The organism is Streptomyces zhihengii, from assembly GCF_016919245.1.
In the GTDB taxonomy this organism is placed as follows: Bacteria; Actinomycetota; Actinomycetes; order Streptomycetales; family Streptomycetaceae; genus Streptomyces; species Streptomyces zhihengii.
On record NZ_JAFEJA010000002.1, the window covers coordinates 388,049 to 412,165 of the forward strand.

Here is a 24,117-nt window from a genome sequence, read left to right on the forward strand (position 1 = left end):
GCGCGCCGCCCGCCCGCCGGAGCGGGAGGGCGGCGCGGGGACACCTCGGGCGCCCGGGCTCGCGCCCGGCGCCGCGCCCCGGCCTCGATCAGCGCTCGGCCTGCTCGAAGCGGGAGGCGGGGCGGCGCTCGGGTGACGTGTCCAGCCGGGCCGTGACCACCAGCGTCCCCTCCTCGATCTGGTAGTCCAGCGGCAGGCCGAGCCCGCGCATCGCCGCGACCATGCCCGTGTTGGACGACTGGGTCACCGCGTAGACGCTGTCGCAGCCCGCCTCCCCGGCGAGCGCGACCAGGCGGCGCAGGAGTTCCGAACCGATGCCGCGGCGCTGCCAGTCGTCCTCGACCAGCAGGGCGACCTCGGTCTCGTCGCCGTCCCAGAGCAGGTGACCGAGGGCGACCAGGCGGCCCGAGGCGGTCTGCACGGCGAGGGTGCGTCCGTAGCGCGGGCTCAGCAGGTGGTTCAGATAGCGGTCCGCGTCGCCGACGGGCCCGTGGTAGCGCAGCGACAGCGTGCGGTCGGAGCAGCGCTCGTGCATGGCGACCGCCTGGGCGACGTCGTCCTGGTCGGCGCGGCGGACGGTGATCGCGGGGCCCTCGGGGAGGGTGAGGACGTCCCGGCTGCGGGGGACGCGCGGCCCGAGCCGGGCGTCCAGCTCCACCAGCGCCCGCGCCCGGGCGAACTCGGTGGGGGTGAACGGGAGATACGGCCGCTCGACGGTGATCGTGCCGCCGTTCGGGTCGCGCAGCCGCATCACGGTCTCCTCCAGTACCCCCTCCACCGGGGGCACCGGGCCGTTGGAGCGGCCGCCGAGGGTCTGCGCGGGGCGCGAGCGGATCGTGCAGCGGCCGAGGAGCTGCCGCAGGGCGAGCGGGAGTTCGGCGGCGTCGAGGGCGGTGCGGGTGGCGAGGCCGAGCACCCGGGTCGGGGTGTCGACCAGGTCGTGGGCGTCGGCGCGCTCGGTCCACGTGCTGCTGCCGCCGGCGGCGGCGACCTCGCGGGCGAGCCGCTGCGCGTCGAGGCCGGCCGGGGCGCGCAGCAGGAACTCGTCGACTGTGCCGTCGGCCAGCGGGTGGGTCTGGAGCGTCAGGATGTCCACGTCGAGAGCGGCCAGGGCCGAGCAGAGGGCGGCCAGGCTGCCCGGGGTGTCCTCGACGGTCGTCCGCATCCGCCACAGGACCGTCTCCCGCGGCGCCCCGTCGCCGGCCTCCGCGCCGGCGGCCCGTTCCGGGGGAGGGGCGTGGCTGTGGCGGCGTGCCCACCATGTGTGGAACGCGGCCGTGGCGACCAGCGTCGCGGCGGCGACGACGAGCAGCACCGGGCCGTCGGGGCCGTGCACCACGAGTTTGGCGACGGCGTCGGCGACCACCACGGCCGTGAACATGGCGGCCAGTTCGACGAGGTCGCGCCGCCAGTGGTGCGGGCGGCGGACACTCTTCGCAGAAGTCACATCAGTCATGCCCTCACTGTGACCGAACGGTGTTGCGTGATCACGAACGCTTTGTGACTGATGGGTTAAGTGCGCATCAGGGCCGATATCGGCTGGTTTTGACCGTTTTTGGCGCGGAGTGTTCGGCTCCCGGGCCGCGGACCGGTCACCCGGACCACGGCCCCGTGCCGGGCCCCGCCGCGGGCGGCGTCCTACTGGCCCACGCGGCCGGGCTGCAGCGTCCGGCTGAAGAGTACCGTGTCGCCCTCGGCGCGCAGCCGGACGGTCAACTCCCCGCTCCCGCCGTCGATGTCGACCTCGCCGAAGTACTGCGGCGACTCCATCGGCGAGACGTTCGCCCGCTGCGGCGCCCGGACGAACACCCGGTCCGGGCCGAAGGTGCCGTCCAGGGCGTTCGCCGGGAAGCCGCCCGCCGCCAGCGGACCCGAGACGAACTCCCAGAACGGCGCGAAGTCCTTGAAGGCGGCCCGCTCCGGCGCGTAGTGCTGCGCGGAGGTGTAGTGGACGTCCGCCGTCAGCCACACCGTGCCGGTGATCCGCCGGTGCTTGATGTACCGCAGCAGGTCGGCGATCTGGAGCTCGCGGCCCAGCGGGGCCCCCGGGTCCCCCTGCGCCACGGCCTCGAAGTCGGTGGCGCCGTCCGGGACCACCAGGCCGAGCGGCATGTCGGAGGCGATCACCTTCCACACCGCCCGCGAGCGGGACAGCTCCCGCTTGAGCCAGGCGAGCTGCTCCGCGCCGAGGATGCCCTCGGTGTCGTCCGCCTGCCGCCCCGGCGAGTTGGGGTTGCGGAAGGAGCGCATGTCGAGCACGAACACGTCCAGCAGGGGGCCGTGGCGGACCACCCGGTGGACCCGGCCGCCGGGCCTGCCGGGGGACAGCGTCCCGATCGGGACGTACTCGGCGAACGCGCGCGCCGACCGCCGGGCGAGCACGTCGACGTCCTTCTCGGTGTACCGGGCGTCGTCCAGGATCTGGCCGGGGTACCAGTTGTTGCGCACCTCGTGGTCGTCCCACTGCACGATCGCCGGCACCTGGGCGTTGAACCGGCGCACGTTCTCGTCCAGCAGGTTGTAGCGGAAGTTCCCGCGGTACTCGGCCAGCGTCTCGGCGACCTTGGACTTCTCCTCGGTCATCAGATTGCGCCACACCCGGCCGTCGGGCAGGGTCACGCTCGGCTGGAGCGGGCCGTCCGCGTACACGCTGTCGCCGCTGCACAGGAAGAAGTCCGGGTCGAGACGGCGCATCTCCTCGTACGCGCGGTAGCCGCCGATGTCCGGGTTGATGCCCCACCCCTGGCCGGCGATGTCGCCCGACCATACGAAGCGCACCCCCTGGCGCCGCCGCGCGGGTGCCGTGCGGAAGGTGCCCGTCACCGGCTCACCGGTGCGGCGGGGGTCGTCCGGGTCGGCGAGGGTGACCCGGTAGTGCACCTGCTCGCCCGGCGGCAGCCCGCGCAGCGCTGTGGTGCCGGTGAAGTCCGTGTCCGGCCCGAGGAGCGGTCCCCGCCAGGTGCGGGGACGGCGGAACGAGCCGGTGGCCGAGGTCTCCACGATCATCCGGGCCGGCCGGTCGGAGCGGACCCAGACCAGCCCGGACGTCGTGGTCACGTCGCCCGTCTGCACGCCCCACCCCGCCCGCGGGCGGCCGGAGAGCGCGAGCGCCGGGGCCGCCGCCGCGGCGGGCAGGGCGAGCGCGGCGGACGCGGCCGCCGTGCCGAGCAGGACGGAGCGCCGGGCCGGGGCCGGGCCGGGGACGTGGGACATCGTGGTGCCTCCATGCGGGGTGCCGACGGGGGAGCCCCGTCAGCCTGGTCCGCGGCGGAGGCGGGCACGCGAACCCCGGATGAACACGGAGAGCGGGATCGTGCCCGCGCTCAGCGGCTCCCGTCCAGCACCACCCGGGCCACCAGCGCCGGATCGTCGTTCATCGGCACATGACCGCACCCCGGCAGCCGCACCAGACGCGCCCCGGGGATCGTCCGCTTGGCCCGCACCCCCTGGCGCCGCAGCAGCAGCCTGTCCCGCTCGCCCCAGGCGATGGTGACGGGCACCTCCGGGACGTCCTCGGTGAACAGCACGCTCCCGCCCGCTGCGAGGGTGCGGTGGAAGCCGGTGGCCTCGCGCAGCGCGCGGGTCCCGGCGACCGCGTCCTCGGGCGAAAGCCGCCCGGGCCGGGCGTAGATGGAGCTCACCAGCACCGCCCGGCCCGCCGTCGTCCGCGACAGCCGCTCGATCACCGGCGGCGGCACCGAACGGGCCCCCAGCCGCATCGCGCGCAGCGTGGTGAACGCGTACCTCCGCTCGCCCTGCGACCAGAAGCCCGCGGGCGACAGCGCGGTGACGGAGCGGACGAGCCCCAGGCGCCCGAGCTCCAGCGCGAGCAGCCCGCCGAGCGAGTTGCCCGCGACATGGGGGCGTTCCACCCCGAGCTCCCGGCAGAACGCGTCGAGCGCCGCCGAGATGGTGGGCAGGTCGTACGGCAGCCCGTCCGGCAGCGGGCGCGAGGAGCCGAAGCCGGGCAGGTCGACGGCTATCACGTCGCGTTCGGCGGCGAGGATCTCCAGCACCGGCCGCCATGCCTGCCAGTGGTGGCCGATGCCGTGCAGCAGGAGCAGCGGCTCGCCGCCGCCGGCGCGCTCGTAGCCGAGGGTCAGCGGCCCGCTGCCCCGGGCCGTGCTGACGGAGAACGAGATCTCTTCGGCCATGTGCCTGCTGCTTCCTGGTCGCCGGGCGGTCCTCCGTAACAATTACCCGCCGGTAGCCCGCTGTTCAAGAGCCCGGCACGGTCCGTCGGATGTGCCGCGCGCCGCACCCCCGTCCGCTGGACACCGGGCGCCGTGTCGGCTGGGATGGCCGGGTGGCGACCGACACCGTGACCGACGTCTTCGAAGCGCACCGGCCCGTCCTGACGGGTGTCGCCTACCGCATGCTCGGCCGGGTCGCCGACGCCGAGGACGTGGTGCAGGAGGCGTGGCTGCGCTGGGCCGCCGCCGACCACGGGGACGTCCGCGAACCGCGCGGCTGGCTCGTCCGCGTCACCACCCGGCTCGCCGTCGACCGGCTCCGCCACATCGGCTCGCGCCGCGAGTCCTACGTCGGCCCCTGGCTCCCCGAGCCGATCGTCACCGACTTCGGCCCCGAGGTCCCCGACACCGCCGAACGCGCCGTGCTCGCCGACTCGGTGTCCCTCGCCGTGCTCGTCGTCCTGGAGACGCTCTCCCCGCTGGAGCGGGCCGTCTTCGTGCTCCGCGAGGCCTTCGGCTTCCCGTACGCCGAGATCGCGGCCACCCTGGAGAGGTCCGAGGCGGCGGTGCGCCAGCTCGCCGGCCGCGCGCGCCGGCACGTCGACGAGCGCAGGCACCGCTACGACGCCGACCCGGCCCAGTGCCGCGACCTGACCGAACGCTTCCTGGCCGCGGCCGCGGGCGGCGACCTGGCACAGCTGCTCTCCCTCCTGGCGCCCGACGTCACCCTGGTCGGCGACAGCGGCGGCAAGTCCAAGGCGCCGCTGCGCGTCCTGCACACCGCCGACAAGGTGGGCCGCTTCCTCCTCGCGGTGAGCCGGGAGCCGCTCGACGGGATGGAGGCGCGTCTCGTCGAGACCAACGGCGCGCCCGCGCTGCTCGTCCTCGTGGACGGACGCCCGGACAGCCTCTTCCAGGTGGCGGCCGTGGACGGGCGCATCGCCTGCGTCTACATCGTCCGCAACCCGGACAAGCTCGGGGCCCTGTCCGTGCCCACGGGGCCCTGACGCCCCGCCGGTTCGGTCCCGGCCGCCCCGCCCGCCCCGCCGCGAGACCCCGCGCCGCCCGCCCGGCGCGGGGTCCGCCGCGTTCCGACGCACCGGTGGCACCGGTGCGACAACCTCATGAACGCACCGCGACGCCGGACGGCTTCGCAGCGTGACGACCGCATGATTGGTCTTGACCAAGTGGGAGCCCGGTTCTATGGTCGCAGGGTTAGTGCAGGAACCTTTAATAAACAAGGGCGCGGAAAGCCGCCGGGGACACGGCGATTGCGGAGGACAGGGTGGGGACCACGCAGCTCGACACGGTGCCGGAGCCTAAGTACTGGCACCTCAAGAACGTCCTGGCCGAGGCACTCGACTCCGAGTTCACGGTCGGCGAGATCCTGCCCAACGAACGCGAGCTGGCCGCCCGTTTCGGTGTGGCCCGCGCCACGCTGCGCCAGGCACTGGAGCAGCTCGAACTCGAAGGCCGCCTCCAGCGCCGCCGCGGTGTCGGCACCACCGTCGCGCCCCCGCGCGTCGGCGTGGACGTCTCCGCCTCGCCCTACGACTGGCCGGGCATCGCCTCCGACGCCTGGCAGGCCACCGAGTGCACCCGCGCCGTGCCGCCCGCGGCCGTCGCCCGCCTCCTCGACAGCGAGGCCGGCGAGGAGACCCACGTCGTGCGCCGGGTGCGGATGGGCCACGGCCAGTCCGTCGCCGCCGAACTGCTCTACGTGCCGGCGTCCTCGGTGCCCGACCTCTCCGGGATAGACGCGCCCTCCGGCCCCGCGCTCGCCCGCAGCGTGCTGCGCGAACTCGCACGGCTCGACCTGGAGGGCCAGGACCGTGCCGTCGAACTCGGCTCGGCCGGCGCCGTCGACGCCAAGGAACTGGACCGGCTGCCCGGGGCGCCCGTCCTCGTCGTCACCACCCGCTACTTCTCCGGCGGACGCACCGCCGCCGTCTCGGCGGCGACCTACCGTGCCGACACTTGCCGGCTGACCTTCGGCGCCCACGGCGACCTGGAGATCAGCCACGACGACGACCGCCGCCGCGCCTCCTGACCGGACGCGGACCGACCCACCGGGCTTCCTCCGAGGGCCCGCCCCGCCCGGGGCGGGCCCTCGGCGCGTGTGCGGCACCGCTCAGCGGCGGGCCGTGGCCGTGCCCTCCACCGCGAACAACTGCTCCTCCACGTGGTCCAGGGCCACCCGCAGCGCCCCCGTGGCCACCGCGGCCTCGCCCAGCATCGACAGGGTCACCTGCGGCGGCCGCAGACAGTAGCGCGACAACTCGGTGCGCAGCGGCTCCAGTACGCCGTCGAGGCCGGCCGCCCAGCCGCCGATGACCACCAGCTCGGGATCGAGCGCCAGCACCAGGGCCGCCACATCGTGGACCAGCCGCTGGTTGTACCGGTCCACCGCCTCGCGGGCCTGCTCGTCGCCGCTCTTGGCCAGGGCGAACACCTCGGCCACCGCCTGCTCGTCGAGCGGGGGCAGCGGCTCGTCCGTCGTCGACAGCAGCGTCTCGGGGGTGACCTCGCGGCCCAGCAGGTGCAGCGCACCGATCTCCCCGGCCGCGCCCCCGAACCCGCGGTGCAGCCGGCCGCCGATGAGCGAGCCCGCTCCGGGGCTGAGCCCGGCGAGGACGAACACGATGTCGTCCGATTCCCGCGCGGCGCCCTTCCAGTGCTCGGCGACGGCCGCCGCGTTCGCGTCGTTCTCGACCAGCACCGGGCAGCGGAACGAGCGGCTCAGCCGCTCCCCGAGCGGCAGCCCGGTCCATCCCGGCAGGGCCGTCGACAGCCGCACGGTGCCGTCGGCCTCCACGATCCCCGGCGATCCGACGCCGACCGCCCGCAGACTGCTGCGGGCCACCCCGGTCCGGCGCAGCACGTCGGCGACCACGGACCGCACCCGCTCCAGCCGGTCGTCGGCGCTCGCCGTCTCCGACACCTCCCGGGAGCCCGCGCCGATGATCCGGCCGTCCAGCCCGGAGATCAGGACCGCGACACGGTGGGCGCCGATCTCGATGCCCAGCAGATGACCGGCCTCCGCACGGAAGCGGTAGCGGCGCGCGGGGCGGCCCTGACGGCGTGCCTCGCCCTCCTCGGGGACGCTCTCCACGACCAGTCCGGCCTCGACGAGTCCCTCGACCACGCCCTCGACCGTGGGGCGCGACAGGCCCGTGATCCGGGTCAGATCGGTCAGGGTGGGGGAGTTGGCGCCCCGCAGGGAATGGAGCACCACCGCGGAGTTGATACGCCGCAACAGGGAAGGATCTCCGCCGGTCAGCCGCCCCACTGTGTGTCCTCCCAGTTCGAGCGCGTCTTGGCCGGATCGTACTCGGTGCGCGGGGGGTGCGCGCAGCCGCCCCGGGCCGCCCCCGCGCCCGGCGCCGCGCCGCCCGCCCCGCACGGTGGCCGTGCGGTGCCTGACGGAGCGCCAACTGTCGTACCCGGCCGGTTTACTGGGGTCATGACCACCGCACGGCACCTCGCCGAGATCGACCTGCTGCGCGGCCGGGCCTTCCCGGACGTGCCCGGCCCGTCGCGGTCCGGGACCGCGGGCCCCGGGTACCACCTCGCCCGGCTCCCGGCCGGCGGCGACGGGGACACCGCGCGGTGCCCGGCGCCCGGCGGGGGCGAGGCGCAGTGCAGAGCGGAGTGCGAGGCGCTGGTGGCGGCGCTCACGGTGCGCTGGGGCGAGCCGGAGCACCTCGGCCTCTGGTCGGTGTCGGCGGCCGGGGCCGCGGGCCTGCCGGTGGCGCCGCCGTGGGAGGAGCTGAGCCACCGGGCCGGGGACGTCCGGCTGTGGCGTGTGGCCGGCCACTGGATAGCCGTCGGCGCCGCCCCCGCCGGGGAGGGCGCCTGGGAACTGCTGGTGGCCGTCACCGGGACCGACCCGCCCTGACCGCAGGACCGCAGGCCCGGTCCGCTCTGGGCGCCGCCATGTGCTGAGCGCTGTTCCGGCCCGGGCACCGTCCGGCCTGTGCGCCGTTCCGGCCCGAGCGCTGTTCCGGCCTGAGCGTGAGGGCCTGTACTGGCGGCCGGCCCGCCCGGGCGCGGACCGGGCCCGGGCGTCCCCGCGAGGGACCGCCCACCAGGCGGACCGCCCTCGCGGGGGACCGCCCTCGACGGGGCGCCTCGCCCCCGCAGCCGCCCGCCCCCGGGCGTCACCGCCGGCCGGGCTCCTCGGCGGCGGCCACGCGCAGTTCCGCGTAGGCCTCGGCCATCGTCGCCACCGTCCAGTGCGCGTTCAGCCCGCTCGGATTGGGCAGCACCCAGATCCGGGTGCCGCCGATGCGCCGTTCCTGCGGACCGGTCGCCGCGCCCCGCTCGCCGAAGGCCGTGCGGTAGGCGGTGATGCCGACGACCGCCAGCCAGCGGGGCCGCAGCCGCTCCACCTTCGCGGTGAGCAGCCGGCCGCCCTCCCGGTACTCCTCGGGGGTCAGTTCGTCGGCGCGTGCCGTCGCCCGGGCCACCACGTTGGTGATGCCGAGCCCGAGCGGGGGCAGCAGGCCCTGCTCCGCGGGCGTCAGCAGCCGGGGGGTGAAGCCGGACCGATGCAGCACGGGCCAGAACCGGTTGCCGGGGCGGGCGAAGTGGTGACCGGTCGCCGCCGTCGTCAGACCGGGGTTGATCCCGCAGAACAGCACCCGCAGGCCGTCCGCGACCACGTCCGGCACCAGACGGTCGCGGGCGGCCTCCAGCTCGGCCGGGGTGAACCTCGTCAGAGGATCGCTCCCGGCGTGTACCGCGCGGCCTCGGGGTGCTCCTTCACGATCTCCTCGACGCGGGAGAGCACCGCGGCGACCTGCCCGGCGGCGGCGCCGGTGAAGGACAGCTTGTCGGCCATCAGCTCGTCGAGCTGCGCCCGGTCCAGCGGGATCCGCTCGTCGGCGGCCAGCTTGCCGAGCAGCTCGTTGCGCTCCGCGCCCTGCTCGCGCATCGCCAGCGCGGACGCGACCGCGTGCTCCTTGATGGCCTCGTGCGCGACCTCGCGGCCGACACCGGCGCGCACCGCGCCCATCAGCACCTTGGTGGTCGCGAGGAAGGGCAGGTAGCGGTCGAGCTCCCGGGCGACGACCGCCGGGAACGCGCCGAACTCGTCGAGCACGGTCAGGAAGGTCTCCAGCAGGCCGTCCAGCGCGAAGAACGCGTCGGGGAGCGCCACGCGCCGCACCACCGAGCAGGAGACGTCGCCCTCGTTCCACTGGTCGCCCGCCAGCTCGCCGGTCATCGAGGCGTAGCCGCGCAGGATGACCATCAGGCCGTTGACCCGCTCGCAGGAGCGGGTGTTCATCTTGTGGGGCATCGCGGACGAGCCGACCTGGCCCGGCTTGAAGCCCTCGGTCACCAGCTCGTGGCCGGCCATCAGCCGGATCGTCTTCGCGACCGACGACGGCGCGGCGGCGAGCTGCACCAGCGCGGAGACGACGTCGTAGTCGAGCGAGCGCGGGTAGACCTGGCCCACCGAGGTGAAGGCCTGCGCGAAGCCGAGGTGGCCCGCGATCCGCCGCTCCAGGTCGGCCAGCTTCGCGGCGTCGCCGCCGAGCAGGTCGAGCATGTCCTGCGCGGTGCCGACCGGGCCCTTGATCCCGCGCAGCGGGTACCGGCCGAGCAGGTCCTCCAGGCGGGCGTGGGCGACCAGCAGCTCGTCGGCGGCGGTGGCGAAACGCTTGCCGAGGGTGGTGGCCTGCGCGGCGACGTTGTGCGAGCGGCCGGCCATGACCAGCTCGGCGTACTCGCCCGACAGCCTGCCCAGGCGGGCCAGCACGGCCACCGTGCGGTCGCGCACCAGCTCCAGCGAGAGCCGGATCTGGAGCTGCTCGACGTTCTCGGTCAGGTCACGGGAGGTCATGCCCTTGTGGACGTGCTCGTGTCCGGCGAGGGCGTTGAACTCCTCGATCCGGGCCTTCACGTCGTGGCGGGTGACCTTCTCGCGCTCGGCGATCGACGCCAGGTCGACCGTCTCCAGCACCCGCTCGTAGTCGTCGAGCGCCGCGTCCGGGACGTCGATCCCGAGGTCCTTCTGGGCGCGCAGCACCGCGAGCCAGAGCCGGCGCTCGAGGCGGACCTTCTCCTCGGGGGACCAGAGGACGGCGAGCTCCGCGGAGGCGTAGCGGCCGGCCAGGACATTGGGGATGCGAGGCTTCGCAGACACAGCAGTCACGTGTCCGGATTCTACTGGTGGTTTCTGCAGGCCAGCGCCATGGCCCCGGTTGTGCGTTGCTACGAACGGTCCGAGGGCGCCGCTCCGGGGCCCGGCCGGCTCCCGTCCCGCTCGGCCGCCGCCGCTGCCGCCTCGTAGGGAGCCAGCTCGGGACGCTTGGCCGGGCGGCCGTCGCCGGAGGACCGGCCGGTGAGCCGGCGGCCGATCCACGGCCCGAGGTGCTGACGGGCGAAGCGCAGGTCCGCGATCCGGCGCACGCCCCACCCGGGCAGGACGGCCGGGGGCAGTCCCGCCCGCCAGTCGTCCTCGGCTTCGAGGCCGAGGGTCTGCCAGACGGCCTCGGCCACCCGGCGGTGCCCCTCGGCCGTGAGGTGGAGCCGGTCGACGTCCCACATCCGCTGGTCGGCGAGCACCTCGGCGCCGTACAGGTCGACGACGAGCGCGCCGTGGCGGGCGGCCAGGGTGTCGATGTGCGCGAACAGCTCCTCCATCCGCGGCCGGAAGCGCTGCTGCACGGGGCCGCTGCGGCCGGGGGAGCGCATCAGCACCAGCGTCCCGCAGGAGGGGGCGAGCGTCTCCACCGCCTGGTCGAGCAGCCCGCGGACCCGGCCCATGTCGCACTTCGGGCGCAGGGTGTCGTTGAGGCCGCCGACCAGGGTGACCACGTCGGCGCGCATGGCCGCGGCCGCGCCGACCTGCTCCTCGACGATCTGGCCGATGAGCTTGCCGCGCACGGCGAGGTTGGCGTAGGCGAAGCCGGGGGTGCGGGCGGCCAGCCGGGCGGCGAGCAGGTCGGCCCAGCCGCGGTAGCTCCCGTCGGGGAGAACGTCCGACATGCCCTCGGTGAACGAGTCACCGACCGCGACAAAACTGGTGTAGTTGGCATTCATCTCCATGGCGCAGCGATCGTACCGCGCGGTAAGGTCCCTCGGTTCCGTACCGGGAGGGGAGCAATCAGTGAGCGATGCCCTGCTGAACACGCTGGCGGAGGCGCTGGCGGACGTGGTGGCCACGATCGACACCTGCGACGACGAGACACTCGACCCGGACACCGCCGTGAAGTGGCTGGAGGCCACCGGCGCCGTGCTCGACCGGCTCTCCCCGGCCGACCGCCAGGACCTCGGGCGGCTGCTGCGGCGGGCCGCCGACCGGCATCCGGCCGGGCCCTGGCGCGACGAACTGCAGCGGCTGCCGGAGGGCTTCGGACTCGACGACGACCAGCACGAGCTGTACTGCACGGACATCGAGCACCTGATGCGCCGGTTCACCGCGGTGGTCACCGACGTGGATCCGGCCACCCCGGTGACGACCTGCCCCGGGTGGACCTTCGCCGACCTGGTGCGGCACCACGGCACCACCCACCGGTGGGCGGCCCATGTGGTGCGGGTGCGGGCGTCGGAGGCCGTGTGGGGGAGGGACGTGCCGCTCGGCCTCCCCGAGGACCCGGCCGGCCTCCCCCGCTGGGCGGCCGACGCGGCCGAGGAGGCCCTCGCGGTCCTGCGCAAGGTGGACCCGGACACCCCGATCTGGTCGTACGGGGCCGACCAGCGGGTCGCCGGCTACGCGCGGCGGCTGCTGTTCGAAGGGGTCGTCCACCTCGCCGACGCGGAGCTCTCCCTGGGGCGGGAACCGGACATCGCCCCGCGTACGGCGGCCGACGGAATCGAGGAGTTCCTGGAGAACCTGCCGCACCTGCCGCGGCTCGCCGACCCGGTCGCCGCCCTGCCCGCGGGCACCGTCGCCCTCCGGGCCCTGGACACCGGAGCCGCCTGGACCGCCGCCTTCGGGCCGGCCGGCTTCTCCTGGACCCGGACCGGTGCGCCGTCGCCCTCGGCCGCGGTCACCGGCACCGCCGCCGACCTGCTGCTCCTCGTGTACGGGCGCCGCGCCCCCGGTGACCGCCGGCTGACGGTGAGCGGCGACGCGGCCGTGCTGTCGGGCTGGCTCGCGGCGACGGTCTTCTGAGGCGACGGGCTTCCGGCGCCTCCCGGCACTCCCGGCGGCCGCCGGGACGCGCACGGCCCCGGGGCTCCGCCGCGACGGGCGGAGCACCGGGGCCGTGCCTCCGGGGGAGCGGCTCAGCGCGAGGGGCGCCCCACCAGCTCCCGGAGGATGTCCTCCATCGTCACCAGACCCTCCGGCCTGCCCTCCTCGTCGAGGACGGCGGCCAGATGCGTGCGGCTGCGCTGCATCGCGGTCAGCACGTCGTCCAGCGGGGTCGTCGCCCGCACCCGGGCGATCGGGCGCATCGCCTGCACGGGGAACGGCAGGTCACGCGGGGTGGCGTCCAGGGCGTCCTTCACATGCAGGTAGCCGAGGATGCGCCGCCCGGTGTCGATCACCGGGAAACGCGAGAACCCGGACTCGACGGAGAGCTGCTCCAGCTGCTCCGGCGTCGTCCCGGCCTTCGCGTACACGACCTGCTCGACCGGCATCACCACGTCGCGCACCGGACGGCGGCCCAGCTCCAGCGCGTCCCGCAGCCGCTCCGCCGAGCGGTCGTCGAGGAGCCCGGCCTCACCGGAGTCCTGGACGAGCGAGGCGAGTTCGTCGTCCGAGAACGTGGCCGAGACCTCGTCCTTGGGCTCCACCCGCAACAGCTTCAGCAGGGCGTTCGCCAGCGCGTTGACGGTGAAGATCACCGGACGCAGGGCCCGGGCCAGCGCCACCAGCGGCGGGCCGAGCAGCAGCGCCGAGCGCACCGGCTCCGCGAGCGCGATGTTCTTCGGGACCATCTCGCCCAGCAGCATGTGGAGGTAGGTGGCGAGCGCCAGGGCGATCACGAACGAGATCGGGTGCACCGCGCCGTGCGGCACGCCGATCGCGTCGAACACCGGCTCCAGCAGGTGGGCGATGGCCGGTTCGGCCACGATGCCGAGCACCAGGGTGCACAGCGTGATGCCGAGCTGGGCGGCGGCCAGCAGCGCCGACACGTGCTCCAGGGCCCACAGCACGCTGCGGGCACGGCGGTTGCCGGCCTGTGCCTCCGGCTCGATCTGGCTGCGGCGCACGGAGATCAGCGCGAACTCCGCGCCGACGAAGAAGGCGTTGACGACCAGGGTCAGCAGGCCGATGAAGAGCTGGATCCCGGTCATCGCCCGGCCTCCTCGGTCAGACCGCCGTCCTCGGCGCCGTCACCGGCGAGCGGTGCGTGCATGAGTACCCGGGCGGCGCGCCGCCCGGCGGCGTCGACCACGTCCAGACGCCATCCCGCGATGTCGATGCGGTCGCCCTCGGCGGGGATGCGCCCCAGCTCGGTGGCGACGACCCCGGCGAGCGTCTCGTACGGTCCGTCGGGGACGTCCAGGCCGATGGTGGCGAGCTGGTCGGTGCGGGCGGCGCCGTCGGCGGACCAGAGCCTGCGCCCGTCGGCGTCCTCGCCGGCCCGCGCCAGGTCGGGCGTCTCGTGCGGGTCGTGCTCGTCCCGCACCTCGCCGACGACCTCCTCGACGATGTCCTCCAGGGTGACGACCCCGGCGGTGCCGCCGTACTCGTCGATCACCACGGCCATCGTCGACCGGCCCGAGAGCCGGTCGAGCAGCCGGTCCACCGTCAGGGTCTCCGGCACGAGCACCGGCTCGCGCAGCAGATCCGACACCCGGTGGCGCGGCCGCTCGTCCGCGGGGACCGTCAGCACGTCCTTGATGTGCGCGACGCCGACGACGGTGTCCAGGCTGCCCCGGTACACGGGGAAGCGGGACAGGCCGGTCGCCCGGGTCGCGTTCGCGACGTCCTCGGCGGTCGCCGACACGTCGAGGGCCATCACCTGGACCCGGGGCGTCATCACGTTCTCCGCGGTCAGCTCCGCCAGGTTCAGCGTCCGGACGAACAGCTCGGCCGTGTCCGCCTCCAGGGCCCCGGCCTTCGCCGAGTGCCGGGCGAGGGCCACCAGCTCCTTGGGGCTGCGCGCGGACGCCAGCTCCTCGGTGGGCTCCATGCCGAGCCGGGTCACGATCCGGTTGGCGGTGCTGTTGAGGTGCCCGATCAGCGGCCGGAAGGCGGCGGTGAAGAACCGCTGCGGCGGGGCGACCACCTTCGCCACGGCCAGCGGCGAGGAGATGGCCCAGTTCTTGGGCACCAGCTCGCCCACCACCATCAGCACGACGGTGGACAGGGCAGTGCCGATGACCAGCGCCACCGAGGAGGCGACGGAGGGGGAGAGACCGAGGTCCTCCACCGGCCCGCGGATGAGGGCGGCGATCGAGGGCTCGGAGAGCATGCCGACGACGAGGTTCGTCACGGTGATGCCGAGCTGGGCGCCGGAGAGCTGGAACGTGAGGCTGCGGACGGCCTTCAGGGCGCCGGCCGCGCCGCGCTCGCCCCGCTCGGCGGCGCGTTCGAGCTCGCCGCGCTCGACGGTGGTCAGAGAGAACTCCGCCGCGACGAAGACACCGCAGGCCAGCGAGAGCAGCACCGCCACGGCGAGCAGGAGCACTTCGGTCATCGGTTCACCTCCGTCCCATGATCGGGCAGGGGGAGGCTGATCGCGCGATGTCTGCTACTGGGAGGCTCGCCCATGGGCGGACGCTCACACCTTTCGTACGGGGGGTCGACAATCCCCCCATCGTAAAGGAGCCGCAAAACAAGGACGCGCGACGGTCAGGCGAACGGCTTGACCCAGCGCCGCCAGCGGTTCTGCCGGTGGTAGCCGGCCGCCGACCAGGCGTGGTGGGCCCGTTCGTTCGCCTCCAGCACCATCGCGTCGGCGCGCCGCCCGCCCACCGCGGCGAAACGGCGCTCGGCGGCCTCCAGCAGGGCGGTGGAGATGCCGCGGCGCCGGTGCGAGGGGAGGACGGCCAGCCGGTAGAGCGAGCAGCGCCACCCGTCGTACCCGGCGATCACCGAACCGACCAGCAGCCCGTCCCGCTCGGCCAGGATCAGCGCCTCCGGATCCCGTCCGATGAGCCGGGTCACGCCGTCGACGTCGTCCGTGATGCTCGTCCCCTCGGCGGCGAGGGTCCAGAAGGCCAGGACGGCCTCCGCGTCGGCGGCCGTGGCGGGGCGTATGAGCAGCTCGGTCATGATCACGAGCCAAGCACGGCCGCCGAGCCGTCCGCCACCGGATTCCACTCCCCAGGACGGCCGCCGCGTCCCGGCGCCTTGCGGGTGCTAGCGGTCCGGCGCTAGCGTGGAGGGGTGGCCAAGACACAGCTGAACGTACGGGTCGACGAGACCACCGCGGAAGCCGCCCGCCGGCGGGCGCTCGCCCGCGGCATGAGCGTGAACCGCTACATCGAGGAGCTCGTCAAGCAGGACGCGGGGGAGGCCGGCCGCACCTTCGTCGACGCGGCGGCCGACTTCATGAAGGAGTACGAGGCGGTCTTCGCCGAGGAGTTCGGCGAGCGGCGTTGACCCTCTCCATCGACCTCGCCTGGCTGCTGATGGTCGCCGAGCACCACACCCCCGGCGACCCGCAGGTGACCGACTGGGGCGCGCTCGTCGCCGCCGTCGGCCGCCACGACGCCGAGATCTTCGGCACGCCCGTCTACCAGGACCCGCACACCCGGGCGGCCGCCCTGCTCCAACTGCTGCTGCACGTACCGGCGCTGGAGCACTCGAACGCGATGTTCGCCTCCGCCGTCGCCTACGGCTACCTCGTCGCCTCCGGCGAGAAGGTCGACACCTCCCCGGAGCAGGTCCGCGACCTCGCCCGCCTGGTCAAGGAGGGCAAGGCCGACGTGCACGCCGTCGCCGGCGAACTGCGGCAGTGGTGCGGCTGAGCGGCGTCAGCCGCCGGCCGGCCGCCGCGCCACACCGATGACACACGGCGAACTCGGCAGCGGCACGCCGCCCTCCGGCACCCGCAGCCGCCGGTACGCCCCGAGCTCGAACCCGGCCGCCCCGATCGCCGCGAGCGTGTCCCGCGCCGTGTGGCACCCGCCGAACAGCCGGGGCCACACCGTGGCGTCCACGATCCGCTGCACCCGTGCCGCGCCCGGCGTGGGCGCCAGGCCGTGCTCGAAGAACCGCAGCTCACCGCCGGGCCGCAGCACCCGGCGGATCTCCGCCAGGGACCGCGGCAGGTCCCGCACGGTGCACAGCACCAGCGAGGCCACCGCCGCGTCGAACTCGCCGTCCCCGGCCGGCAGCGCCTCCGCCGTCCCCGGCACCACCTCGACCGCGACCCCGGCCCGCGCCGCCGCCCCGTGCGCGGCCTCGCGCAGCGTCCGCTCCGGTTCGACGGCCAGCACCCGGGAGACGGCGGCCGGGTAGCGGGCGAAGTTCAGCCCGTTGCCCGCACCGATCTCGACGACCTCCCCGGAGAGCCCCGCCAGCAGCTCCTCACGGTGCGCCGCGACACCGGCGCGGTGATCGGCGGCGACACTCATCCGCGCGTAGAAACGGGCGAAGAGAGGATGGTGGACGGCGTCCCCGGACGCCTTCGGCGCACGCGCCATGCTCAGGACCTCCTCGACGGCTCCGGTACGACCGGCTCAGGCGGCGGACGTACCCGCCACGAAGCAGAACTCGTTCCCCTCCGGGTCGGCGAGCACCTGGAACCTGCCGTGGTCGTCGGTGACCAGCGCCCCGATGCGCGAGGCCCCGAGCCGCACGGCCTCGTCGGCCGCCGCGTCCACGTCACCCGCGTGCAGATCGAGGTGCAGCCGGTTCTTGGCCGCCTTCTTCTCGGGCACCTTCTGGAAGGCGACCCGCACCGAGTCCGGCGGATCCACGTACGACCAGTCGCCACCCCGGTCCACCGCCTCGCCACCGAGCAGCGCCGCCCAGAACCGCACGAGCAGTGCCGGGTCGTGGCAGTCGAAGACGATCTCGTCGATCCGTGCGCGCATGGGTTCAGCCTAGGGCCGCTCAGGCGTCCGCCGCAGCCCATGCCGCCGTGTCCAGCCGGCCGCCGAGCGAAGGGGCGAGCCAGTCCGCCGCCGCGGCACGGAACGCCTCGGGGGTGAGGGCGCCCGTGCCCTCGGGGACGGCGCCCAGGAGGGGGGCGCCGGCGGAGAGGGGCAGGTCCGAGCGGTTGCACAGGGCGGCGAGGTCCGGGGCGGCCGGCCAGCTTCCGATCACCACGCCCAACGGGGCGAGCCCCCGGGCGCGCAGGGCCTCGGCCGTCAGCGCGGTCGTGTTCAGGGTGCCCAGACCGGCGGGCACGACGACGAGGACGGGCGCGCCGAGCAGCACCGCGACGTCGGCGAGCGTGGACCCGTCGTCGTCGAACCGCACCAGCAGCCCGCCCGCGCCCTCGATCAGCACCAGGTCGTGCTCGGCCTCCAGGTCACGCGCCGCCGCCGCGATCCGCTCCGGCCCCACCGGGGCGAGCCCGGCGCGCCGGGCGGCCGTGGCGGGTGCCAACGGCTCCGGGAACCGGGCCAGTTCGGCGGCCGTGACCGCGCCCGCGAGCCGTACCACCTCGGCGGCGTCCCCCGGCTCACCCGGTGCGACACCGGTCTGGGCCGGCTTCAGCACGGCGACGGACCGTCCGCCCGCGACGGCCAGCGCGGCGACGGCCGCCGTCACCACCGTCTTGCCGATCTCGGTCCCCGTACCGGTCACCACGATCACTGCCATGCCGTACGCCACTCCCTCGTTCGTCGTCCTGCGGAAACGGGCCGCTCCGGGCAGTTCCAGCCCGTCCGGCGATTGAGGGCACCGCGCGCAGCGCGGTGCCGAGCCACGGCCCGCACCGGGGCGAGCCCGCGCACCATGGCAAGACCCCCGGGCCGAGGCCCCGGCGTGAGACCCCCGCCCCCGGCACCCCGCCGAGAGGCGAAGCCTCACCCCGCGGCCGCGGCCGCGATCACTCCGTGGCACACCGTCGCCAGGTCCTCCTCGCCGGTGACGTAGGGCGGCATCACGTACACCAGGTCGCGGAAGGGCCGCAGCCACACCCCCTCGCGCACGGCCGCGCGCGTCGCCGCCGCCATGTCGGCCCGGTGGTCGAGCTGGACGACGCCGATGCCGCCGAGGACGCGGACCTCCCGCACCCCGGGCAGGTCACCGGCCGGGGCCAGCCCCTCGCGCAGGCCGGTCTCCAGCCGCTTGACCTCCTGCCGCCAGTCCCGTTCCAGCAGGAGGTCCACGGAGGCGCAGGCCACGGCGGCGGCCAGCGGGTTGCCCATGAAGGTCGGGCCGTGGGCCAGCACCGGCACCTCGCCCCGGGAGATGCCGTCCGCCACCCGTGGCGTGCACAGGGTCGCCGCCATCGTCAGATAGCCGCCGGTCAGCGCCTTGCCCAGGCACATCACGTCGGGCGCGACACCGGCGTGCTCCGCCGCGAACAGCTCACCCGTCCGGCCGAAGCCCGTGGCGATCTCGTCGAGGACCAGCAGCACGTCGTGCTCGTCGCACGCCTCGCGCAGCACCCGCAGGTACTCGGGGGAGTGGAAGCGCATGCCGCCCGCGCCCTGCACGACCGGCTCCACGATCACGGCGGCCAGTTCGTCCGCGTGCCGCCCGATCAGCTCGCGCAGCCCCTCGGCGTAGGACTCCTCGAAGGCGGCGGGCGGCGCGGGGGCGAAGATCTGCTCGGGCAGCACGCCCTGCCACAGCCCGTGCATCCCGCCCTCCGGGTCGCACACCGACATCGGCTGCCACGTGTCGCCGTGGTACCCGCCGCGCCAGGTCAGCATCCGCCGCTTGGCCGGCCGGCCGAGCGAACGCCAGTACTGCAGGCACATCTTGACCGCGACCTCGACCGACACCGAGCCCGAGTCGCACAGGAACACATGGCGCAGCGGCTCCGGGGTGATCTCGACGAGCCGCGCGGCCAGCCGCACCGCCGGCTCGTGGGTGAGCCCGCCGAACATCACATGGCTCATCCGGCCGAGCTGCGCGGTCGCCGCCTCGTTGAGCACCGGGTGGTTGTAGCCGTGTACGGCCGACCACCAGGACGACATGCCGTCGATCAGCTCGGTCCTGCCCTCGGTCTCCTCGGCCAGCCGCAGCCGGACGCCGGAGGCGGACCGCACGACCAGCGGGTCCGTACGGCCCGGCATCGGGCCGTACGGATGCCAGACGTGCGCCCGGTCCAGCGCCAGCAGTTCGCCCGCGGAGTACTCAGGCATTGGGGGCGAGGTCCGTGCCCGCGCCGCGGCGGCGCACCGCGACCAGGTCGGTACGGGCGGCGCCGGCGGGCGCGGGCTCCGCCGCCTTCTCCCCGGCGGCGGCGACGGACGCCGTCGTGTCGGCACCGGCGTCGGCCCCGTCGGAGCAGCCGCCCCCGCCGTCACCGCACACCGAGCCGCAGCCGCCGCCCGCCACCCGGTGCTCGGGCAGCGTCGTGGTGTCGCTGCCCTCGACCTCGAACCCGGCGTCCGCGATCATCTCCAGGTCGGCCTTGCCGGCCTGGCCCTCGCTGGTCAGGTAGTCGCCGAGGAAGATGGAGTTGGCCAGGTGCAGCGCCAGGGGCTGCATGGAGCGCAGATGCACCTCGCGGCCGCCGGCCAGCCGCACCTCGACGTCCGGGCAGACGAAGCGGACCATCGCGAGGATCCGCAGCGCGCGCTGCGGGGTCAGGTTCCACTCCTTGGCGAGCGGCGTGCCCTCGAACGGGATCAGGAAGTTGACCGGCACCGAGTCCGGGTCGAGCTCGCGCAGCGAGAAGACCACGTCCACCAGGTCCTCGTCGCTCTCGCCCATGCCGGCGATCAGACCCGAGCAGGCCGACAGACCGGCCGCGTGCGCCTTGTTCACCGTGTCCACGCGGTCCGCGTAGGTGTGCGTGGTGGTGATCTCCCCGTAGGTGGACTCCGAGGTGTTGAGGTTGTGGTTGTACGCGTCCGCGCCGGCGTCGCGCAGCCGCTCCGCCTGGCCGTCGGAGAGCAGCCCGAGACAGGCGCACACCTCGACGTCCTCGTTCTGCTCCTTGATCGCCTCGATGGTCTTCGAGACGCGGTCCACGTCGCGGTCCGTCGGGCCGCGCCCGCTCGCCACCAGGCACACCCGCTTCGCGCCGCCCGCGACACCGGCGGCGGCCGCCTGGGACGCCTCGTCCGGCTTCAGCCAGGTGTACTTGAGGATCTCCGCCTTCGAGCCGAGGCGCTGCGAGCAGTAGGAGCAGTCCTCCGGGCACAGGCCGGACTTCAGGTTGACCAGGTAGTTGAGCTTGACTCTGCGGCCGAACCACTGGCGGCGCACCTTGCCGGCCGCGGCCACCACATCGAGCAGGTCGTCGTCGGAGGTCGCCAGTACGGCGAGCGCTTCTTCACGGGTCGGCAGCTCGCGCCGCAGCCCCTTCTCCACCAGCGTGTTCAGCAGGTCCATGGCGCTGATCCTGACGTACGGCACAGGGCGGGGCCAAGGAGGAACTCGACAACGGCACCCGAAACAGGTGTGTGGATGACCACATCCCCATCCGGTCCGTCCCGGGCTAGGGTCTGTCCGCTGCCTACAAAAGGACCGGACCACGTATGCCGCACGCCGCGCAGGATCCCTTCGACTGGATCGACGAGGAGGCGCGCCGCCGTGAGCGCCTCGGACTCGTCCGCACCCTGCGGCCCCGCAGCGCCGGATCGACGGCGCTGGACCTGGCGAGCAACGACTACCTCGGCCTGACCCGCCGCCCCGAGGTCACCGAGGCCGCCGCCGACGCGGCGCGGCGCTGGGGCGCGGGGGCCACCGGCTCCCGCCTGGTCACCGGGACCACCGGGCTCCACACCGAACTGGAACGCGAACTGGCCGCCTTCTGCGGCTTCGAGGCGGCCCTCGTCCTCTCCTCCGGCTACGCGGCGAACCTCGCCGCCGTCACCGCCCTCGGGACGCGCGACGCGCTGGTGGTCTCCGACGCGGCCAACCACGCCTCCATCGTCGACGGCTGCCGCCTGGCGCGCGCCGAGACCGCCGTCGTTCCGCACGCCGATCCGGACGCGGTCCGCAAGACGCTCGACGCCCACCCCGGCCGCCGGGCCCTGGTCGTCACCGACTCGGTGTTCTCCGTGGACGGCGACGCGGCCCCGCTGGCCGCGCTGGCCGGCGTCTGCCGGGAGGCGGGCGCGGCGCTGCTCGTGGACGACGCCCACGGGCTGGGCGTCCTCGGCGACGGGGGCCGCGGCGCCCCGGCGGCCGCCGGACTCGCGGGCGCGCCCGGCGTGGTGGCCACCCTCACCCTCTCCAAGTCCCTGGGCAGCCAGGGCGGCGCCGTCCTCGGGCCCGCCCGGGTGATCGAGCACCTGGTCAACACCGCGAGGACCTTCATCTTCGACACCGGGCTCGCCCCCGCGGCGGCCGGCGCGGCACTCGCGGCCCTGCGCGTCGTCGAGCGCGAGCCCGGGCTCGCGGTGCGCGCCCGGGAGGTCGCCGCCGAGCTGCACCGGCGGCTGACGGACGCGGGCCTGGTCTCCGCGCGCCCCGACGCGGCGGTGGTCTCCGTGCGGGCGCCCTCGCCGGACGCGGCACTGCGCTGGGCGGCGGACTGCCGGGCGGCCGGGCTGGTCGTCGGCTGCTTCCGGCCCCCGTCGGTGCCGGACGGGATCTCGCGGATCCGGCTGACGGCCCGTGCCGACCTGACGGACGCCCAGATCGCCTCGGCCGTCACGACGCTCCTGGACACCGCGCCCGCCTCGGCCTGACCCGGACCGGGTGCGAACCGCCCGGGGACGGGACCGGGCGCGTACCGCCCCGCAGCGTCCCGCCCGCGAACGCGAACGAGCAGGCCAGGAGCGCCCGGCGGCACCGCGCCCGGACCGTGGCTCGGGCCCGGCGCGTGCCCGCCGCCCCCGCAGCGCGGCCCGAACTGACCCCAAATACGCTCCCTCGTAGCAGAGTTCACCGTTTTGAGCGACAGATCCGCAGATATCTCGCCGGATCGGTTCCCCGTTTCCACGACAGATGGCAGGCTGGCGGCGAAGCACAGTCCGGGGCCGTCCTCGTGCGTCGCCGCGTTCGTCCGCCGTGCGCCGCGATCCGGCCCGGTGGGAAGGGGCAGCGCCGTCATGGCAGACCGTCAGGAAGCATCCGTCACCCTGCCGAGCGACGCGGCCTCCGTGTCGTCCGCCCGCAGATTCGCGACCGATGCCGTCGTCTCCTGGGGGCTGCCCGACGACAGCGACACCACGGACACCGTGCGGCTGATCGTCTCCGAACTGGCCACCAACGCGGTGCAGCACACCTTCGGGCTGTCGCCGACCTTCCGGCTGGACCTCGCCCTGGAGCGGGACGAGATCCTGCGCGTCGGCGTCACGGACAGCCACCCGCGCTGGCCGCGCCGGCTGCCGGCCGCGGTCCGCCAGGACAACGGCCGGGGCATGGACATCGTCCGCGCCCTCACCACGCAGCACGGCGGCCGGTTCAGCGTCACCGCGACCGAGGAGGGCGGCAAGACGGTGTGGATCACCCTGCCCTGGTCGGCCGTGAGCGGCGTGCCCCTGTGACGGCGCCGGCCGCGCCGCCGCACGCGGGAGGGTGACGGCCCCCGGCCGCGCCGCCGCACACGGGCGGAGGGCAGCGGCCGTCGGTGCCGTCGGTGCCGTGAGCGCCGTCAGTGCCGCGAGTGCCGCACCCGGGCCGGGCCGGCGTCAGCGCACGCGTCCGTAGGAGACCCGCTTCGACCAGATCTTGGCCAGCCGCACCACGTCGCCTGTCTTCGGGGAGTGCCAGATCCGGCCGCTGCCCGCGTAGATGCCCACGTGGTAGACCGACCCGCCGGAATGGAAGAACACCAGGTCTCCGCGCAGTCTCTGGGAGGCTGCGACATGACGCGTGCGGTTGTACTGCTGCTGCGCGGTGCGTGGCAGCTTCTTCCCCGCCCGTTTGTACGAGTAGAGGGTCAGACCTGAGCAGTCGAAACGGTGGGGCCCGGTGGCGCCGTAGCGGTACGGCGCGCCCTTCTTCGACTTCGCCACCTCGAGTGCCTTGCTCGCGTGGCTGGTCATCGCGTGGGCCTCGGGGGCGGCGCCCGGAGCGAGGAGTGTGCCGCCGACCGCCGCGATGGTGAGCGCCGAGACGAGGCCGGTGCGGGACAGGAGGGACGGAGTGTGCAACTGCGCGGACATGCGCAACCCTTCGTCATACCGCCTGTGAAGAGTGACCTGTCGGGTTCGGACCGGCGAAGACGCCCGGCCGCCGAAGCGGCTTCACCCCGAGGGACGGTCCGGATCACCGGATCGCCCCGTACTGCTGGGCCCTCCACTCCTGCCGATGCACTTCTGTCGACCAGACATCCGGTACGGCGGCAGGACTCGGCGTCCGCCCGGACCGCCCCGCCGCGGTGGCGGGGGCTTGTCGTGCCACGGATCCTTGCCCACGCGTGTCCGATTTCCGAGCTGAAACGGCTTTTGTGAAGCCGATCACGACTGATCTGTTCGAGTGGCCAGGGGTGTTCGGGCCACGGAGGGCCGCTGGGGAATCATGGTCGTACCAGCGACGAAGCGGGCTGATTCGTCCGAATCGGTGGTCCCGTCCCGCAAGTCCTGCGAGGGGTGACAACTTCGCCCCGGCTCCACCGAACGGGGTAGCCGCGGTGTTACCCCTTCGGCGGGTTTCGGCAGCCGATTGACCGTCAGCTCGTCGAAGGGGGCGGCAGCGTCACCCGGTTCGCGCGGCGTTCGCTGTCCAGGACCCGCAGCGCGCGGGCGAGCGTGCCGGCGTGCACCTCGCTCTCGCCGTGCAGATGCATCAGCGTCAGCGCGTCCCGCAGCGCCGTCGCCCGGCCGGGCAGCGCCTGGGCGGCGCGCAGTGCCCCGTAGGTGTGGGTCGCCCGGGTGGGGTTGATCCGGCCCAGCAGGTCGACCACTTCGAGGTAGCGGTCGACGAACTCCGCCTCGGCACGGGTCAGCGCGGGCAGTGGCGGGAGCTCCGGAGGCAGCACCCGGA

Annotated in this window: 25 protein-coding genes; 8 read left to right on the forward strand and 17 right to left on the reverse strand. The window is 74.6% G+C overall.

The window, feature by feature from the left end; all coding sequences use genetic code 11:
- Window positions 1-88 precede the first annotated feature (88 nt).
- From JE024_RS29930 to JE024_RS29940, 3 genes are all read right to left on the reverse strand, one after another.
- Window positions 89-1,456, reverse strand: coding sequence for a GNAT family N-acetyltransferase (locus JE024_RS29930; protein WP_205377084.1), 1,368 nt, complete (start codon window positions 1,454-1,456; stop codon window positions 89-91).
- Between the two features lie 182 nt (window positions 1,457-1,638).
- A complete protein-coding gene (locus JE024_RS29935; RefSeq protein ID WP_205377085.1) occupies window positions 1,639-3,213 on the reverse strand; it encodes an alkaline phosphatase D family protein in 1,575 nt (524 codons plus the stop codon).
- 110 nt (window positions 3,214-3,323) lie between these two features.
- On the reverse strand, window positions 3,324-4,154 hold the full coding sequence (locus JE024_RS29940) for an alpha/beta fold hydrolase (RefSeq protein WP_205377086.1): 831 nt from the start codon (window positions 4,152-4,154) through the stop codon (window positions 3,324-3,326).
- Between the two features lie 152 nt (window positions 4,155-4,306).
- On the opposite strand from JE024_RS29940, the gene JE024_RS29945 reads away from it, so the two are divergent.
- Both JE024_RS29945 and JE024_RS29950 read left to right on the forward strand, forming a co-directional pair.
- On the forward strand, window positions 4,307-5,200 hold the full coding sequence (locus JE024_RS29945) for an RNA polymerase sigma-70 factor (RefSeq protein ID WP_205377087.1): 894 nt from the start codon (window positions 4,307-4,309) through the stop codon (window positions 5,198-5,200).
- A gap of 278 nt (window positions 5,201-5,478) precedes the next feature.
- Window positions 5,479-6,243: a GntR family transcriptional regulator gene (locus JE024_RS29950; protein WP_205377088.1), complete on the forward strand. Its 765-nt coding sequence runs from the start codon at window positions 5,479-5,481 to the stop codon at window positions 6,241-6,243.
- An 81-nt stretch (window positions 6,244-6,324) separates the two neighbouring features.
- Here the strand turns inward: JE024_RS29950 and JE024_RS29955 are convergent, their stop codons facing one another.
- Complete coding sequence (locus JE024_RS29955) at window positions 6,325-7,482, reverse strand: ROK family transcriptional regulator (RefSeq protein ID WP_205377089.1); 1,158 nt, start codon at window positions 7,480-7,482, stop codon at window positions 6,325-6,327.
- 174 nt (window positions 7,483-7,656) lie between these two features.
- Between JE024_RS29955 and JE024_RS29960 the strand changes: the two genes are divergently transcribed.
- Entirely contained in the window at window positions 7,657-8,091 is a 435-nt protein-coding gene (locus JE024_RS29960) for a hypothetical protein (RefSeq protein ID WP_205377090.1), read from the forward strand.
- A gap of 262 nt (window positions 8,092-8,353) precedes the next feature.
- Here JE024_RS29960 and mug read toward each other — a convergent pair whose 3' ends face one another.
- Genes mug through JE024_RS29975 form a run of 3 tightly spaced genes read right to left on the reverse strand, consistent with a single transcriptional unit; the run spans window position 8,354 to window position 11,249 of the window.
- Window positions 8,354-8,914, reverse strand: a complete 561-nt coding sequence (mug, locus tag JE024_RS29965; RefSeq protein WP_205378425.1) for a G/U mismatch-specific DNA glycosylase — start codon at window positions 8,912-8,914, stop codon at window positions 8,354-8,356.
- Window positions 8,911-10,353 carry an adenylosuccinate lyase gene (purB, locus tag JE024_RS29970; protein ID WP_205377091.1) on the reverse strand — a complete coding sequence of 481 codons (1,443 nt, stop codon included), beginning with the start codon at window positions 10,351-10,353 and terminating at the stop codon, window positions 8,911-8,913. Before purB ends, mug begins: the two co-directional genes overlap by 4 nt.
- A 59-nt stretch (window positions 10,354-10,412) precedes the next feature.
- On the reverse strand, window positions 10,413-11,249 hold the full coding sequence (locus JE024_RS29975; RefSeq protein ID WP_205377092.1) for an SGNH/GDSL hydrolase family protein: 837 nt from the start codon (window positions 11,247-11,249) through the stop codon (window positions 10,413-10,415).
- Window positions 11,250-11,310: 61 nt separating this feature from the next.
- Here JE024_RS29975 and JE024_RS29980 point away from each other — a divergent pair, with 61 nt between their 5' ends.
- On the forward strand, window positions 11,311-12,318 hold the full coding sequence (locus JE024_RS29980; protein ID WP_205377093.1) for a maleylpyruvate isomerase family mycothiol-dependent enzyme: 1,008 nt from the start codon (window positions 11,311-11,313) through the stop codon (window positions 12,316-12,318).
- Window positions 12,319-12,431: 113 nt separating this feature from the next.
- Here the strand turns inward: JE024_RS29980 and JE024_RS29985 are convergent, their stop codons facing one another.
- From JE024_RS29985 to JE024_RS29995, 3 genes are all read right to left on the reverse strand, one after another.
- A complete protein-coding gene (locus tag JE024_RS29985) occupies window positions 12,432-13,448 on the reverse strand; it encodes a hemolysin family protein (RefSeq protein WP_205377094.1) in 1,017 nt (338 codons plus the stop codon).
- Window positions 13,445-14,797, reverse strand: coding sequence for a hemolysin family protein (locus JE024_RS29990; RefSeq protein ID WP_205377095.1), 1,353 nt, complete (start codon window positions 14,795-14,797; stop codon window positions 13,445-13,447). The genes JE024_RS29985 and JE024_RS29990 overlap by 4 nt, the downstream gene beginning before the upstream one ends.
- Before the next feature lie 155 nt (window positions 14,798-14,952).
- Window positions 14,953-15,375 carry a GNAT family N-acetyltransferase gene (locus tag JE024_RS29995; RefSeq protein WP_205377096.1) on the reverse strand — a complete coding sequence of 141 codons (423 nt, stop codon included), beginning with the start codon at window positions 15,373-15,375 and terminating at the stop codon, window positions 14,953-14,955.
- Between the two features lie 114 nt (window positions 15,376-15,489).
- On the opposite strand from JE024_RS29995, the gene JE024_RS30000 reads away from it, so the two are divergent.
- Complete coding sequence (locus tag JE024_RS30000; protein ID WP_205377097.1) at window positions 15,490-15,705, forward strand: antitoxin; 216 nt, start codon at window positions 15,490-15,492, stop codon at window positions 15,703-15,705.
- Complete coding sequence (locus JE024_RS30005; protein WP_205377098.1) at window positions 15,702-16,073, forward strand: fic family toxin-antitoxin system, toxin component; 372 nt, start codon at window positions 15,702-15,704, stop codon at window positions 16,071-16,073. The genes JE024_RS30000 and JE024_RS30005 overlap by 4 nt, the downstream gene beginning before the upstream one ends.
- Window positions 16,074-16,079: 6 nt before the next feature.
- On the opposite strand, the gene JE024_RS30010 is transcribed toward JE024_RS30005, so the two are convergent.
- The 5 genes from JE024_RS30010 to bioB form a co-directional block, all read right to left on the reverse strand.
- Window positions 16,080-16,751, reverse strand: a complete 672-nt coding sequence (locus JE024_RS30010; protein ID WP_205377099.1) for a class I SAM-dependent methyltransferase — start codon at window positions 16,749-16,751, stop codon at window positions 16,080-16,082.
- Window positions 16,752-16,787: 36 nt separating this feature from the next.
- Window positions 16,788-17,144: a VOC family protein gene (locus tag JE024_RS30015; protein WP_205377100.1), complete on the reverse strand. Its 357-nt coding sequence runs from the start codon at window positions 17,142-17,144 to the stop codon at window positions 16,788-16,790.
- Window positions 17,145-17,163: 19 nt separating this feature from the next.
- On the reverse strand, window positions 17,164-17,877 hold the full coding sequence (gene bioD, locus JE024_RS30020; protein ID WP_205377101.1) for a dethiobiotin synthase: 714 nt from the start codon (window positions 17,875-17,877) through the stop codon (window positions 17,164-17,166).
- A gap of 206 nt (window positions 17,878-18,083) precedes the next feature.
- Window positions 18,084-19,373, reverse strand: coding sequence for an adenosylmethionine--8-amino-7-oxononanoate transaminase (locus JE024_RS30025; protein ID WP_205377102.1), 1,290 nt, complete (start codon window positions 19,371-19,373; stop codon window positions 18,084-18,086).
- Complete coding sequence (bioB, locus tag JE024_RS30030) at window positions 19,366-20,571, reverse strand: biotin synthase BioB (protein WP_205377103.1); 1,206 nt, start codon at window positions 20,569-20,571, stop codon at window positions 19,366-19,368. The genes JE024_RS30025 and bioB overlap by 8 nt, the downstream gene beginning before the upstream one ends.
- 146 nt (window positions 20,572-20,717) lie before the next feature.
- On the opposite strand from bioB, the gene JE024_RS30035 reads away from it, so the two are divergent.
- A complete protein-coding gene (locus tag JE024_RS30035; RefSeq protein WP_205377104.1) occupies window positions 20,718-21,875 on the forward strand; it encodes an 8-amino-7-oxononanoate synthase in 1,158 nt (385 codons plus the stop codon).
- 363 nt (window positions 21,876-22,238) lie between these two features.
- Window positions 22,239-22,676, forward strand: coding sequence for an ATP-binding protein (locus JE024_RS30040; protein WP_205377105.1), 438 nt, complete (start codon window positions 22,239-22,241; stop codon window positions 22,674-22,676).
- A 144-nt stretch (window positions 22,677-22,820) separates the two neighbouring features.
- Here JE024_RS30040 and JE024_RS30045 read toward each other — a convergent pair whose 3' ends face one another.
- Together JE024_RS30045 and JE024_RS30050 are read right to left on the reverse strand one after the other, a co-directional pair.
- Window positions 22,821-23,297 (reverse strand): C40 family peptidase, encoded by a 477-nt coding sequence (locus JE024_RS30045; protein WP_205377106.1) that lies wholly within the window; start codon window positions 23,295-23,297, stop codon window positions 22,821-22,823.
- 506 nt (window positions 23,298-23,803) lie between these two features.
- Window positions 23,804-24,112: a hypothetical protein gene (locus tag JE024_RS30050; protein WP_205377107.1), complete on the reverse strand. Its 309-nt coding sequence runs from the start codon at window positions 24,110-24,112 to the stop codon at window positions 23,804-23,806.
- Window positions 24,113-24,117: the final 5 nt, after the last annotated feature.